The organism is [Clostridium] citroniae WAL-17108 (genome assembly GCF_000233455.1).
GTDB lineage: Bacteria > Bacillota > Clostridia > Lachnospirales > Lachnospiraceae > Enterocloster > Enterocloster citroniae.
The window spans coordinates 247,564-261,058 of the sequence record NZ_JH376421.1 but is presented as its reverse complement, the minus strand read 5'-3'; the positions used below and the strand labels follow the sequence as shown (position 1 = coordinate 261,058).

Annotated in this window: 12 protein-coding genes; 8 read left to right on the top strand and 4 right to left on the bottom strand. The window is 51.3% G+C overall.

What is annotated here, in order from left to right:
* Nucleotides 1–48: 48 nt before the first annotated feature.
* On the bottom strand, nt 49–1,218 hold the full coding sequence (locus HMPREF9469_RS11180; protein ID WP_007861987.1) for a hypothetical protein: 1,170 nt from the start codon (nt 1,216–1,218) through the stop codon (nt 49–51).
* Between the two features lie 209 nt (nt 1,219–1,427).
* On the opposite strand from HMPREF9469_RS11180, the gene HMPREF9469_RS11175 reads away from it, so the two are divergent.
* Together HMPREF9469_RS11175 and HMPREF9469_RS11170 are read left to right on the top strand one after the other, a co-directional pair.
* Complete coding sequence (locus HMPREF9469_RS11175; protein ID WP_007861986.1) at nt 1,428–2,006, top strand: HD domain-containing protein; 579 nt, start codon at nt 1,428–1,430, stop codon at nt 2,004–2,006.
* An 11-nt stretch (nt 2,007–2,017) separates the two neighbouring features.
* On the top strand, nt 2,018–3,358 hold the full coding sequence (locus HMPREF9469_RS11170) for a polysaccharide deacetylase family protein (protein WP_007861985.1): 1,341 nt from the start codon (nt 2,018–2,020) through the stop codon (nt 3,356–3,358).
* Between the two features lie 100 nt (nt 3,359–3,458).
* Here HMPREF9469_RS11170 and sdaAA read toward each other — a convergent pair whose 3' ends face one another.
* Genes sdaAA through HMPREF9469_RS11155 form a run of 3 tightly spaced genes read right to left on the bottom strand, consistent with a single transcriptional unit; the run spans nt 3,459 to nt 5,872 of the window.
* Nucleotides 3,459–4,394, bottom strand: coding sequence for an L-serine ammonia-lyase, iron-sulfur-dependent, subunit alpha (gene sdaAA, locus HMPREF9469_RS11165; protein WP_007861984.1), 936 nt, complete (start codon nt 4,392–4,394; stop codon nt 3,459–3,461).
* A gap of 22 nt (nt 4,395–4,416) precedes the next feature.
* Nucleotides 4,417–5,076, bottom strand: a complete 660-nt coding sequence (gene sdaAB, locus HMPREF9469_RS11160; RefSeq protein ID WP_007861983.1) for an L-serine ammonia-lyase, iron-sulfur-dependent subunit beta — start codon at nt 5,074–5,076, stop codon at nt 4,417–4,419.
* 16 nt (nt 5,077–5,092) lie between these two features.
* Nucleotides 5,093–5,872 carry a DeoR/GlpR family DNA-binding transcription regulator gene (locus tag HMPREF9469_RS11155; RefSeq protein WP_007861982.1) on the bottom strand — a complete coding sequence of 260 codons (780 nt, stop codon included), beginning with the start codon at nt 5,870–5,872 and terminating at the stop codon, nt 5,093–5,095.
* 406 nt (nt 5,873–6,278) lie between these two features.
* Here HMPREF9469_RS11155 and HMPREF9469_RS11150 point away from each other — a divergent pair, with 406 nt between their 5' ends.
* The 6 genes from HMPREF9469_RS11150 (at nt 6,279) to HMPREF9469_RS11125 (ending at nt 13,492) form a co-directional block, all read left to right on the top strand.
* Complete coding sequence (locus HMPREF9469_RS11150; RefSeq protein ID WP_007861981.1) at nt 6,279–7,583, top strand: MFS transporter; 1,305 nt, start codon at nt 6,279–6,281, stop codon at nt 7,581–7,583.
* Between the two features lie 61 nt (nt 7,584–7,644).
* The gene (locus HMPREF9469_RS11145; protein ID WP_007861979.1) at nt 7,645–8,634 is read left to right on the top strand and encodes a PHP domain-containing protein; all 990 of its coding nucleotides are present in this window, start codon (nt 7,645–7,647) and stop codon (nt 8,632–8,634) included.
* Between the two features lie 119 nt (nt 8,635–8,753).
* The gene (locus tag HMPREF9469_RS11140; RefSeq protein ID WP_007861978.1) at nt 8,754–10,091 is read left to right on the top strand and encodes an alanine/glycine:cation symporter family protein; all 1,338 of its coding nucleotides are present in this window, start codon (nt 8,754–8,756) and stop codon (nt 10,089–10,091) included.
* Nucleotides 10,092–10,498: 407 nt separating this feature from the next.
* Nucleotides 10,499–11,551: a hypothetical protein gene (locus tag HMPREF9469_RS11135; RefSeq protein WP_007861977.1), complete on the top strand. Its 1,053-nt coding sequence runs from the start codon at nt 10,499–10,501 to the stop codon at nt 11,549–11,551.
* A gap of 107 nt (nt 11,552–11,658) precedes the next feature.
* Nucleotides 11,659–12,492, top strand: a complete 834-nt coding sequence (locus HMPREF9469_RS11130) for a purine-nucleoside phosphorylase (RefSeq protein WP_007861976.1) — start codon at nt 11,659–11,661, stop codon at nt 12,490–12,492.
* A gap of 163 nt (nt 12,493–12,655) precedes the next feature.
* Nucleotides 12,656–13,492, top strand: a complete 837-nt coding sequence (locus HMPREF9469_RS11125) for a hypothetical protein (protein ID WP_007861975.1) — start codon at nt 12,656–12,658, stop codon at nt 13,490–13,492.
* Nucleotides 13,493–13,495 lie beyond the last annotated feature (3 nt).

Here is a 13,495-nt window from a genome sequence, read left to right as displayed (position 1 = left end):
CCCTCCGGGAGAAGTCCATGGCCTTCTTGCATTTATAAGGTTTTTATATCAGGTAATGGGCACAATGGTGACATCATTGGAGTCACCACCGGGCACTGCCTGGGAAGCCTGTGTGGGAGACTGTGTCGGGGAACTGCTCTCACCGGGACCCGGTACCACCGGGGTGGTAGGAGCGGTGGTGGGAGATGTGGCAGGAGCGGTAGTGGACTCGGCAGGCTTTGACGCCTCAGTCGCTTTTGTGGCATTGGCAGCGCTTGTGGCCTTGGTTGCCTGTGTGGCTTTCTCAGTTGCTTTTGTCGCCTTGGTGGTCTCCTTGGCTTTCTCAGTTGCCTTTGTTGCTTTGGTGGTCTCTTTTGCTTTTTCAGTTGCCTTTGTCGCTTTGGTAGTTTCTTTGGCTTTGGTGGTCTCCTTGGTGCTGGAGCTGTTCGTATTGGAATCGGAAGAGCTTCCGTTGCCATTGGTGCCGTTGGTGCCGTCCGATGGGAACTTGGAATCGCGGCTGCTTGTGTCAATGCCCTCGGTGCGGTTTGTAAAAGAAGCTTTAAATGTGTTGCCGGCAAAATCCTCTATGTACACAGTCAGGGAGGAGGTGTCCATGGCAAAGGTTATCTCGCCCGTGTCCTTATTAATGCTCACGGGCTTGATGGTTTCTTCCTTTTCATCCACTGCGTAGGCGGCGTCATAGTTGACGCCGGACTGGCTGTCGCTGGCAATTACGGTCAGCTGCCCGTCCTCCATCACATAATCATCTTCGTCAATGGAAGGCGGCGCGTCATCCAGGGTGGCAATGTGCTCATAAGCGCGTTTTGTCATCCCGTTCCACCCGGTCACCTGTATCTCCAGGGTTCCGTTATCCTCCAGTGTGGTTTTATATACGCCCTTTTCCTTAACCAGCTCCACAGGTTTTGTCTCAAGGGTCACGGTCATCTCCTTCAAGGGAAGCAGGGAGCGGATCTTGATGCTTAGATCCACTGTCTTGTAATCTTGGGTATCCGATATGGTGTAGTCGATCTTGGGCGTTGAGACTGCAAGAAACAGGATGATCAGGTTTATGGCGATAAAAGGAAGTATGAAGCAGACCAGGGTAAAAAGGGTCTTGTTGTCCTTCCAGGAACGTTTATTATAAGTGTTGCGCTTGCTGCCGCGGCCCCGCTGTCCACCGTAGGAGCCGGATGGGCGCTCGCTTCGGGGCGCTGAATATGATGAATGACGAGTCATAAAAATCCTCCTTGTTGTATAGGCACCTGAAAAATACTTTTATAGCATAGCAGAAAATGTCTTTTCTTACAAGGTGAAGTTGGAAAATGCCAAAGATTACACAACACTCTTCAAAATACGGTTTAATTATGGTATGATAGGTACATGTCCTGCGGGTGTGGGACATGTACAGCAAAATAAATTATGCCGTCACAAAAGGAGCAGAACCCATGATAGGAGAAGCAGCTGCATTTGCCGAAAAGGCACACAGGGGTGTATTCAGGAAGGGAACGGACATTCCTTATATTACCCACCCATTGGAAACAGCAGTGATTGTATCCGCATTTACGGATGATGAGGAGATGATTGCAGCCGCGTTGCTGCATGATGTTATGGAGGATGCAGGGGTTACCAAAGGAGAACTGGAGGAAGCCTTTGGAGCCAGAGTAGCCTGCCTGGTGATGGATGAAAGCGAAGATAAGAGAAAAACCTGGCAGGAGCGCAAGGGGTATACGGTCCGGCACCTGAGCACTGCGTCCAGGGATATTAAGATCTTGGCATTGGGGGACAAGCTCAGCAATATGCGAAGCACGGCCAGGGATTATCTGGTGGTGGGGGATGCCATATGGCAGAGATTTAATGAGAAGGATAAAAAGAAACATGCGTGGTACTACTGGGGAATTGCCCGCGCATTAAAAGAACTGGAGGAGCATGTGTATTATCAGGAGTATATCATGCTTTGCAGAAATGTATTTGGCCCGGACATGTGCCTGTCCGGGGAAGAATTTCCCCATAATTATAACAGCTAAGGAGATTGTGAATGAGAAAAGTTGGAATAAAACATAAAATTCTGGCCGCTGCCCTGGCGGCTGGAATTGTTTTTAGCATGCAGGGTTTTACCGCTGCGGCCGGTACTATGGGCATGGGCTCATCCGCCCAGTCTGAACAGTCAGGCCCCGGGGTAGTCAGCCAGGAACAGACCGTCCAGGAGCAGACCGTCCAGCCGGAAGGCCAGGAACAGACCGGCCAGGAGCAGACCGCCCAGGAGCAGACCGCCCAGCCGGAAGGACAGGCGGGAACCGGCCAGGATCCGCTGCAGGTCAACTACAGCGCCTTTATGGTCCAGCAGGGCTGGAGTACGGTTACTGCTGACAACCACCAGTGCGTGGCTCCGGGAGGAACATGGGTTTCCGCCATGAAGGCGAACCTGATCAATATACCTGCAGGTGCCCAGGTCGGAATCCGGTATCAGGTGAACCTGAGCGGTTCCGGATGGCTGAACTGGTCCGAGGATGGCGCAGAGTCCGGCGGTTCCGGTGGCGTAATGCCTTTGGAGTCCATCCGCATGGAACTGACAGGCAGTTTGGCGGCTGATTATGATCTGTATTATATGGTGTACCAGAATGGTTCCTGGACAGACTGGGCTGCGAACGGGGCTGCGGCAGGTGTGGAAGGCGCAGGACTGCGTGTGGACGGTATCCGCGCATCCATCACCTCAAAGGGAGCAGGCCTTCCTGCGGATATTGTGGTTCCCCAGTCGTCCATAGATCCTTCAAAGCCAATGATTGCCCTAACCTTTGATGACGGCCCAAGAACAGCAGTTACCAGCAGGATCCTGGACAGCCTGGAGGCCAATGGCGCAAGAGCCACCTTCTTTATGCTTGGCTCCAATGTGAATGCCAATGCCGGTGTGATCAAGCGCATGGTGGAACAGGGCTGTGAGGTGGCCAACCATACCCATGACCACAAGTATATTTCCAAGCTGAGCGCGGACGGGATCGTAAGCCAGGTGGGCTCTACCAACCAGAAGATCCAGGCAGTATGCGGCGTTTCACCGGTTCTGATGCGTCCTCCGGGCGGTTATATTGATGCCCACTCCCTGTCTGTACTGGGAAGCATGGGAATGCCGGCCATTATGTGGTCTATTGACACCAGGGACTGGCAGCACAGGAATGCGCAGAGAACCATTGATACGGTGTTAAGCCAGGTGAAGGATGGGGATGTGATACTGATGCACGATATTTATGCCACCACGGCAGACGCCGCAGTTGTTCTCATACCTGAGCTTACTGCCAGGGGATACCAGCTTGTGACAGTAAGTGAGCTGGCATCCTACAGGGGCGGGGCAGCTCCGGGACATAAGTACAGCCAATTCAGATAATAGAAGAAGACAAAAGGATGCCGCCGGCACAAGGGTGATTTGTATCACCTGTAATGTGCCGGCGGCATTGTACATGGGTTTTTATGAAAAATGCTGCTTATTATGAGGAACATCCACCGCAGCTGCCGCATCCCTGTCCCGGTTCCCTGGCAGTGCCAAAAACCTGCTCATGAAGCCATCTTCCGGTGGGGGTGGCTGCCAGGCCTCCCTCTGCGGTTTCCTTTAGGGTAGAGGACATGGCATCCCCCACCTTTTTCATGGTCCATATGACTTCATCTGCCGGGATAGCGCTTTCAATCCCTGCCAGTGCCAGCTCTGCTGCCACAAACGCCCCGGCCACACCGGAGGCATTGCGCTTGATGCAGGGAATTTCCACCAGTCCTGCCACGGGATCGCATACCAGCCCCAGGATATTCTTGATGGCAATGGCAATGGCGTTTTCCACCATACCGGGGGTGCCGCCTGCCAGTTCCACAATGGCGGCCGCAGCCATGGCAGCCGCAGAACCGCACTCAGCCTGACATCCGCCCTGGGCGCCTGCCAGGGAGGCATTGTTGGCAATGACCATACCAACGGCTGATGCGGTAAAAAGGGACATGACACAGTCCCGTTCCGAGAATCCCTTCTCCTCCTGCATGGTGAGCAGGGCGGCAGGGAGGATGCCGCAGCTGCCGGCCGTGGGAGCCGCCACAATGCGGCCCATGGCTGCATTTAACTCAGAAACCGCCAGGGCACGGTAAAGGGCGCCGGAGAGAAAGGAGCCTGTAAGGCTTTTTCCGCTCTCAGATATTTGGCGCATTTTGTAAGCGCTGCCTCCGGTAAGCCCGCTGGTGCTCCGCAGATCCTGTTTGCATCCCGGCTCAATACAGTCCGCCATGACCTGGTAATTTTTCCGCATCTGTTCATATATATGTTCCTCGGGCAGCTCCATCTGCTGGGCCTGCTGCTTTAAGACCAGGACGGAGATGGGAAGTCCGCTGCGGAGGGCTGCGGCTGTCAGGGAAGCGACAGAGGAGTAATTAAAATCAAGTTCCATAATAGATCCTTCCTTCTTATGATTATATGGGCTGCAGCATGGTGCTGGAGAAAATATTGGGCAGTATCTTTATCCTTTCATTGAGTTCAGGTCCAAAACTGCCATCGATCTCAATGGTCATAACAGCCTCCCCGCCCTTTTGCTGCCTGGACAGACGGAAATTGCAGATATTGACTCCCGCGTCAGCCATCACCTCAGTTACCGCAGCAATGGTGCCTGGGGCGTCCCTGTGGAGAACAATGAGGGTGGTGTGCTGTCCGGTGATGGATACCTCCATTCCATTGACTTCCTTCACGAGTATGTTGCCGCCGCCGATACTGCTGCCCAAAAGGGATACGGTTTTTCCTGACGCGTCCGTCAGTGTCACTTTGGCTGTGTTGGGATGGGCGCCGTCAATATCACCGGTGGTGATCGTTACCTCAAGTCCCTGTTTCCTGGCCAGCTCCGGAGCCATGCGGATCCGGCTGTCGTCTGTGGCCATGCCCATGATCCCGGCAATCAATGCCTTGTCTGTTCCATGGCCCTTATATGTTTTGGCAAAGGAACCGTGGAGAAAAATGTCCGCTTTTACCGCTGGCGCCCCCAAAAGCGCCAGCGTGATCTTTCCGATCCTGGCAGCCCCCGCTGTGTGGGAACTGGATGGGCCGATCATAACAGGCCCCAGAATATCGAATACATTCATGGTATTTTACCTTTCGTCATGTAATTATAAGATTTGCCCCGGTTTCCCTGATCCGGCTTTCCAGTTCAGGTGATATGCCTGAGTCGGTCACAATGGTATCCACCTCATCAAAGGGGCATATTTTTAAAAGGCTGGCTTTGCCGAATTTGGAAGAGTCAGCAAGGACAATGGTCCGGCTGGCACAGCGGTGCATCTGATTCTGGATCCGTATCTCGCTGAGCCGCTGGTCCGTGCACCCGATCGCCGGGTCGATTCCCGTAACTGTCATGAACATGATGTCAATGTGGATGCTCTCCAGTGTGGAGGAAAAATCATTTACCAGGGTATACTCGTCCCTGTTTAGGATCCCTCCTGTCAGGATGATGGTAATGCCGGGATTCTCAGCCAGGATCAGGGCATTCTGAATGGAATTGGTCACCACCGAAAGATTGCGGAACCGTTCCCTAAGTTCAAGGGCCATCATCTGGCTGGTACTCCCATAGTCCAGAGCAATGACCTGTCCCTCGCCCACCAGTGCGGCGGCCCTTGCAGTGATGGCTGCTTTCTGTTCCAAATTCTGGGAATTACGGATCTGAAAGGAAATGTAGCCTCCTGGAATGTCCGGAGACTTCCCTGTTTCCAATGGCACGGCGCCGCCATGGACCCTGGACAGGCGGCCCTGGTTGTCCAGATATTCCAGATCCTTTCGTATGGTTTCCGATGAAACATTCATTAGTTTTACCAGTTCTGCGGTATGTACGATTCCATCTTTATCTAAAAGCTCCATTATCTTATTATAGCGCTGTTTAGCCAGCATAAATGCTTGCCCTCCCCTCTTTCTTAGCGTACCTTCGGAATCTACCGGAGCACACCTTAATATTGCTGATTCATTTTCTTATTATACCCCGGATTCCCAATTTGGAAAAGCCAAAAACACAATCATTTCCAGAAATATCCCAAGAAGAAACCTGTTTTGACGGAACTGCCAGGTTGCGAAAAAATGCGTTTATAGGGGGATGAATTCATTATAACCAACATAATCACAAGTTTATAGATGCTAAATGCACAAAAAACCAACAAAAAATTTGTTATAATTGCGAAAAAATTTGATATTATTGCGAATTTGCTTGAAAACCCAATTAAAAGCAGATATACTATGTTCGTAACGAGGTATTTGGTTGAGCTCGTGATATTTTACAGAGAATGAAAGGAGATTAATTGATATGAGTAATGAAACAAGGGCAAAGATAGTAAAAGCAGCTCCCAACCGCTGGCTGGTATTCTGTATCCTCACACTTTCAGGAGGAATCGCATTTAAGCTTTCATCAATGAAGGATATGTTCTATGTGCCCATGCAGCAGTTTATGGGGCTTAGCAACACCCAGATCGGCGGAGCCCTGAGTGCCTACGGTATTGTCCAGACCATTGGTCTGATTGCAGGAATTTATATCTGTGACATGTTCAGCAAGAAATATATGATAGGAGGATCCCTCATAGGACTCGGTGCTGTGGGCGTGTATCTCTCCACTTTCCCGGGGTACTGGGGCTTTTTGGCCGCATTTGGAGTCATGGCTATTTTGGGGGAGGTTACATACTGGCCGGTGCTGTTAAAAGCCATCCGTCTGTTAGGGGATGAAAAGACCCAGGGACGTATGTTCGGTTTTCTGGAAATGGGCCGCGGCATTGTGGACGTAATCATAGCATCCACGGCTCTTGCAATCTTTAAGGCAATGGGCGAGGGCGCAGCTGCACTGAGAGGCGGACTGTTGTTCTTGTCAGCTGTCACGGCAGCAGCGGGTGTCCTGTGTCTGATCTTTGTTCCCAATGACGAAAAAAGGGTGGATGAATCCGGCAAGGAAGTCAACAAGGCACAGGCCGCGTTCGGCGGTATGATGCAGGCGTTAAAGAGCGTGGATATCTGGGCAGTTTCATTAAATGGCTTTACTGTATACTGTATTTACTGCGGACTTACCTATTTCATTCCTTTTTTAAACCAAATTTACTTCCTTCCCGCAACTGCGGTGGGGATGTATGGTATAATAAACCAGTACGGTCTTAAGATGGTGGGGGGACCCATAGGCGGTTTTATGTCCGACAAGGTCCACAAATCTTCCGCCAAGCACATCCGTGCAGGATTTGTAGTATGTATTATTGCCATGGTCCTGTTCCTTATGGTGCCTCACGAGGCATTGGGAAAGAGCGGAAGCTGGATCCTGGGAGCGGCATGTACCCTTGGATTTGGAGCAATTGTCTTTACCATGCGCGCCGTGTTCTTTGCCCCCATGGATGAGGTTAGGGTCCCAAAGGAGATTACAGGAGCGGCTATGAGCCTTGCATCCCTGGTCATCTATCTTCCCAATGCGTTCGCTTATGTAATGTATGGCAGCTTTCTTGACAGATATCCGGGAATGGCCGGATTCAGGATCGTTTTTATGGTCATGATCGGATGGGCTGTGGTAGGCGTGGGGGTATCCACGTTCCTGATCCACCGCATTAAGAAATGTCAGGCAGGGGCCGGGACGGAGTGATCATGACCGGCCGGGCAGTGTTGTAATCAGGAATGTTCATCAGGGAAAGGACGGTATCAAAATGAAGGAATATCACGGCTTTAAAAATTGTGGAAACTGGTATAAGGGAAATATCCACAGCCATACCACTGTATCGGACGGAATGCTTACGCCGGAGCAGTCGGTAACGCTTTACAGGGATAACGGATACCATTTCATGTGCTTTTCAGAGCACGATATATTTACGGATTTCAGGGAACAGTTTAACACGGAAACATTTATCATCCTGCCTGCGGTGGAGAGCAGTGTGATCCTCTACCGGGCCAAGGGCACGAATGAGAGATATAAGGTACACCATCTCCACGGTATTCTGGGAACCCAGGCCATGCAGGACGCAGCTCCTCTGGGAACATACGGACATATGCAGTACATTCCGCCCATGAAGTTTTTTGGGGAGTGGACCGGCGCCCAGGCAGCCCAGGAGGCGGCGGATATGCTGAGGGACCATGGATGCGTTACCACCTACAACCATCCGATTTGGAGCCGGGTCACGGAGGAGGAGTTTATCCATACGGAGGGAATCAGCGCCCTGGAAATATTTAACTATAATACGGTCCAGGAATCCAATACAGGATATGATGTGACCTACTGGGACAGAATGCTGCGCATGGGCAGGCGTGTCAATGCGTTTGCCAGCGATGACAATCACAATGAGGGGCTTTTCGAGGACTCCTGCGGGGGCTGGATCTGTGTCCAGGCGCCGGACCTGAACCATGACAGCATTGTGCAGAACTTTATGGAGGGAAACTACTATTCCTCATCCGGGCCTGAGATCTATGACTGGGGCGTGAAGGACGGGAAGGTATGGATTGACACATCCGGTGTGAACCATGTAAATTTTGTATGTGGAAATATTATCAACGATGGAACCACGGTTTTAGGTGAGCGTTTTAAGGATACCCTGAACCACAGTGAGTACACCCTGAAAGGCCATGAAACCTATATACGGGTGGAGGCAGTGGACAAATACGGCCGCACTGCATGGACGAATCCCATTTACCTGGAATGGTAAATGCTGGCACTCTCAGAGTCTCCACGGCACCCATCTTTGCAGTGACAAAAAATCATCCCGCAAATCTGAGTACCAGGAGATTACGAGAGTACACTGAGACATAGAGGAGGAGAGGAAGAATGAAAGAGTTTCAGGCGATTCTGACAACCTTTGACGACTGGCTGTGGGGCAACTGGCTGTTATTCGTGCTTTTGGGTGTGGGTCTTCTTTATACCATCATGACCGGAGGTATCCAGGTCAGGCGTTTTGGCTATATCATTAAGAAGACCGTCTGGGAGCCGATCCGTTCAAAAGATAAGGAATCCAAAGAGTCAGGAACCATTTCTTCTTTTCAGGCTCTGTGTACGGCCATTGCATCCTGTGTGGGAAGCGGGAATATCGTGGGCGTGTCCACAGCCGTGCTTGCAGGAGGAATGGGAGCGATCTTTTGGATGTGGGTGGCTGCTTTTGTGGGAATGGCTACCAAGTACGGAGAGATCATCCTGGGCATGCTTTACCGGGAAAAAAATGAAGAGGGCAACTATGTGGGCGGCCCCATGTACTACATAAAGAAGGGACTCCGTCTTCCCTGGCTGGCCACTCTCTGCGCATTCTTTATGGTGACCCAGATCATTGGAGGAAACTTTATCCAGTCCAACACCATAAGCGGTGTTATGAAGGAAAATTTCGGAGTTCCCTATCTGACCACCGGTATTGTGCTTGTACTGCTTATTTTCATCATTACCCTGGGCGGATTAAAGCGCCTGGCCCATGTGGCCCAGACCCTGGTCCCGTCCATGGCGGTTATCTATGTGGTGGGAGGCATGTGCATTATCCTGGCCAATATTACCAAGGTGCCGGGGGTATTTGCGGATATATTTGCCGGCGCCTTCGGCATGCGCGCCATGGCGGGAGGCGCCATGGGAGCCATGCTTGTGGCCATGCAAAAAGGTGTCGCACGTGGGCTCTATTCCAACGAGGCAGGTGAGGGATCTGCTCCTGTGATCCATTCAGCCGCCCAGGTAAACCATCCTGTAGAGCAGGGGATCACAGGCGTGGCCGAGGTATTTCTGGATACCTTTGTCATCTGTACCATTACGGGGCTGATTCTGGGGGTCACTGGCGTTCTGGATTCCGGTGCGCCGGGCAATGTGCTTGCCATCAACGCATTTGCCAGTGTATGGGAACCCCTGCGCTATGTGGTGGCATTGTGCCTTTTGCTGTTTTCATCCACCACCCTGATGAGCCAGTGGTATTTTGGATTTGTGGGCCTGAACTACATATTCGGGGCAGGGGTGGCAGGCAAGTTTAAGTATGTATTCCCCTGTTTCTGTATTGTGGGCGCGCTGGCTGAGATTGAACTTGTATGGGTCATCCAGGACATTGCCCTGGGCCTTCTCACTATTCCCAACCTGATTGCAATGGTGGTGCTGGCCCCTCAGGTCAGGAAGGCCACAAAGGAGTATTTTTCCAAATAAAATGTAAATATATGGGAGATATAAATAGATAGAGACAGATGGAAAAAGCGGTGCCGGACTGATATGGTACCGCTTTTTCCTTTTTGGTGTAGCTTGTCCACCGAGGGTATTGATCTTATATGCAGGGATATGGCATGTAAACTTGGGTCATGTAAACTTGACAGGCAAACACCAATTCAGCCTTGCATATTGGCTTCAGGTTATGTATAATATGAGCACAGGTGATTCGTTCAGACACCTGTCTGTGCATTGGCGCAGAGACGCGGTTTCTTTCTGAGACCTGCGGATTTCCCATTAACAATGTATGCCACGGATCCCGTACCTTGATAATTTCATAGGATTTGCAGTCTGTCATTTCCTGAGAAAAGGATGACAATGTAATTTGAATATACCAAGGAGGGATGGTTATGACAAAAGAAAGAGGAAATAGCCGGAAAGGCCGGAACATAAAAGGAGCAGCCTGGAAGGGAAACGTCTGGAAGAAAGAAATCTGGAAGAAAGAAATCTGGAAGTACCTGTTTATGATCCTGCTGTGTCTTACGGCAAATGTAACATCAGTCTATGCACGGCCCGGAGCAGTTCAGGAACCGGGTACGGATGACCTTTTGTATCTTACAAGAAAACTGGAGCAGGCAGAGGTTCCGGAAACGCCGGAGGAAACGTACTGGGACAGAAAGGGAAACCAATTTGAGCTGGAGCGGTATGAAGTAAAGGAGATCCCGGAACACATGGCGGACCGCCACATGGAAAAGCAGGTGGTTTATCCGGCAGTGGAAGGTGCAGAGGGGTTTCCTCAGTCAATTGGGGTACAGGAGGAGCTGTCAGGCGGACCGGCTGACGGCGAACTCTTTATACGGGACGCCAGGATCACAAAGGAAGAATGGCAGGACGGATTTGAGGCGCCTGTCCTGTTCCACGCATATGGGGCGGATGAGTATCAGGCGGGGTCCATAGTGATAGACGGAAGCGATGTACTGGCCTCCGCTGTAAGCGCGCAGGAAGAAATTCTGGGCATAATGGGGCTGAGCGCCGGTGAATACAGGATCCTGTCCATGGAATGGGCGGGAGAACCCTTTGAGGATGACGAGGGGCAGATGTGCAGGCAGGCCATGGCCAGGGGACAGAAGCTGGTGAGGGATTATGAGGTCACCTACGAAGGTACGGTATCATTAATGGAGCCGGTATCTTATGAACTGGAAATGGTCTACCGGCCGGTCCGCCCCTCTCAGATATGGGTGGATGAGGAACAGCCGGATGTATATGAGACGGATCAGGGACCGGGCACTGCGCGGCCTTCCCGGGAGAGTCCGCTGTGGTACTGGGTGCGCAGCGGTTTTGTGATCACGGTGGGAGCCGGCCTTGTGGGCATTGGGGTGGGAATCCTTATCTTGTCCGCAGGATGGCTTAAGAAAAGGAGGAGGGAAAGACAGGAGCGGTGTCTGCCTGAGATTCATGGTTGAGGCAGCGGCCGGGTCTATGATATACTTTAACTGACACCCTAAGTGGATTTAGGGCGTGTGAGCCCTTTGTGCACGGAGGGTACAGATTGATGAGAAGGAGAACAGACATGACAAATCCGGTATATGAAAAATTAATGAACTGTTATGACAGCGTAAAGGACAGGCTTCCCTTTAAACCAAAGGTGGCTTTGGTGCTGGGGTCAGGACTTGGGGATTTTGCGGAACAGGTGGAGGTGGAAGACACCATTGACTATCATGACATACAGGGGTTCCCGGTGTCCACAGTGCCCGGACACAAGGGGCGTTTTGTATTTGCCCATATCAATGGGGTTCCTGCGGTGATGATGCAGGGCCGGGTGCACTACTATGAAGGATATCCCATGACCGATGTGGTGCTTCCCATCCGCCTGATGAAACTGATGGGTGCCCAGATCCTGTTTCTGACCAATGCGGCCGGGGGAGTGAATTTTGACTTTGCGGCCGGGGATTTTATGCTGATCAAGGACCAGATATCCTGCTTTATACCATCCCCCCTGATCGGAGCCAATCTGGATGAGCTGGGGCCAAGGTTTGCGGACATGAGCCATATCTATGATGAAGACCTGATAACTATGATCAGGGACACGGCACGTGAGCTGGATATTCAACTTAAGGAAGGTGTCTATGTGCAGCTCACAGGTCCTGCCTATGAAAGCCCCCAGGAGGTGAAGATGTGCAGGATCCTGGGAGGTGACGCTGTGGGAATGAGTACCGCGTGCGAGGCAGTGGCTGCCAATCACATGGGAATGAGAATATGCGGGATCTCCTGTATTTCCAACCTGGCCTGCGGAATGACGGATGTCCCTCTGTCCCATGAGGAGGTCCAGGAAACCTCGGACAGGGTAGCGCCTCTGTTCAAAAAGCTGGTATGGGAGTCCATTGGAAGAATGGGGATTTCTTAATTGTTTAGGAAAAATTAAAGAAAAAGACATAGTAAAATAGTGTTTTTCGTAGTAATATGTATCGTGAACGCGGCGGGGGCATTAACATGTATGGGATAACCCGTTTTCCGCCTCAAGCGTTTAAATGCAGCATGTGTCAGCAATAGAAAAGAGGAGATCCATTATGAAAAAACACTATTTAACGATCGCAGTCATGGCCCTGGCTCTGGGGATGACAGCGTGTTCTTCAAAGACAAATGAGACCACAGCACCAACTACAACGCAAGCCCAGACAACAGAAGCCACCACAGCATCCGCCGAGGCTGAAGATGACCTGGAAGAGGATTACTTCTATGGTTTTGTTGGCGAGGTAAATGATAAGACCATAACCGTTGCAGAGGGTGAGGACAAAGCAGTAAAGTTTGATATTACAGACGCCGAGATCACAGGAGCGGACGCCATTGGTGTGGGTGACGAGGTAGAGGTAACGTTTAACGGTGAGATGTCACAGGATGTCACCAAGGCAAAATCCGTTGAGATCATTACATCCGCTGCTGAGGAAGCAGAGGCGGAAGCTGCCGCAGAGAACGATGAGATCATAAGCGGGACCATTGAGAAGGCCGATGACAAGACAGTGACTCTGAAAACAGAGGACGGTACTTATACATTTAACGCCCTGATCGCCCAGAAGGTGACTAAGGGAGGCATCAAGGCAGGCGTGAACGCTGATGTGACATTCTACGGAGATCTGGAGGACGAGGAAGATAAGCCGGTTGCAACAAAGATCGTGACCGAAGATGCCAAAGACACGCCGGATGCCAAGGTGAATGCCCTGACAGGCAAGGTTGCGGAAGTAAAATCTGACTACGTGGTACTGGATACAGTGGATCCTGAAAATACCCTGTTTACATTCCTGGGAACCGAAGGAATGTTTGACGGAGTGAAGGTAGGGGATACGGCTACTGTGACCTATGAAGGCACACTTACGGATAAAGCAATTAGGGCTACCGGAGTAGAGTAAATA

What these genes read in the sequence shown, in the direction of transcription:
- HMPREF9469_RS11180 (WP_007861987.1), bottom strand. Translation starts at nt 1,218, where the DNA reads ATGACTCGTCATTCATCATATTCAGCGCCCCGAAGCGAGCGCCCATCC.
- HMPREF9469_RS11175 (WP_007861986.1), top strand. Translation starts at nt 1,428, where the DNA reads ATGATAGGAGAAGCAGCTGCATTTGCCGAAAAGGCACACAGGGGTGTA.
- HMPREF9469_RS11170 (WP_007861985.1), top strand. Translation starts at nt 2,018, where the DNA reads ATGAGAAAAGTTGGAATAAAACATAAAATTCTGGCCGCTGCCCTGGCG.
- sdaAA (WP_007861984.1), bottom strand. Translation starts at nt 4,394, where the DNA reads ATGGAACTTGATTTTAATTACTCCTCTGTCGCTTCCCTGACAGCCGCA.
- sdaAB (WP_007861983.1), bottom strand. Translation starts at nt 5,076, where the DNA reads ATGAATGTATTCGATATTCTGGGGCCTGTTATGATCGGCCCATCCAGT.
- HMPREF9469_RS11155 (WP_007861982.1), bottom strand. Translation starts at nt 5,872, where the DNA reads ATGCTGGCTAAACAGCGCTATAATAAGATAATGGAGCTTTTAGATAAA.
- HMPREF9469_RS11150 (WP_007861981.1), top strand. Translation starts at nt 6,279, where the DNA reads ATGAGTAATGAAACAAGGGCAAAGATAGTAAAAGCAGCTCCCAACCGC.
- HMPREF9469_RS11145 (WP_007861979.1), top strand. Translation starts at nt 7,645, where the DNA reads ATGAAGGAATATCACGGCTTTAAAAATTGTGGAAACTGGTATAAGGGA.
- HMPREF9469_RS11140 (WP_007861978.1), top strand. Translation starts at nt 8,754, where the DNA reads ATGAAAGAGTTTCAGGCGATTCTGACAACCTTTGACGACTGGCTGTGG.
- HMPREF9469_RS11135 (WP_007861977.1), top strand. Translation starts at nt 10,499, where the DNA reads ATGACAAAAGAAAGAGGAAATAGCCGGAAAGGCCGGAACATAAAAGGA.
- HMPREF9469_RS11130 (WP_007861976.1), top strand. Translation starts at nt 11,659, where the DNA reads ATGACAAATCCGGTATATGAAAAATTAATGAACTGTTATGACAGCGTA.
- HMPREF9469_RS11125 (WP_007861975.1), top strand. Translation starts at nt 12,656, where the DNA reads ATGAAAAAACACTATTTAACGATCGCAGTCATGGCCCTGGCTCTGGGG.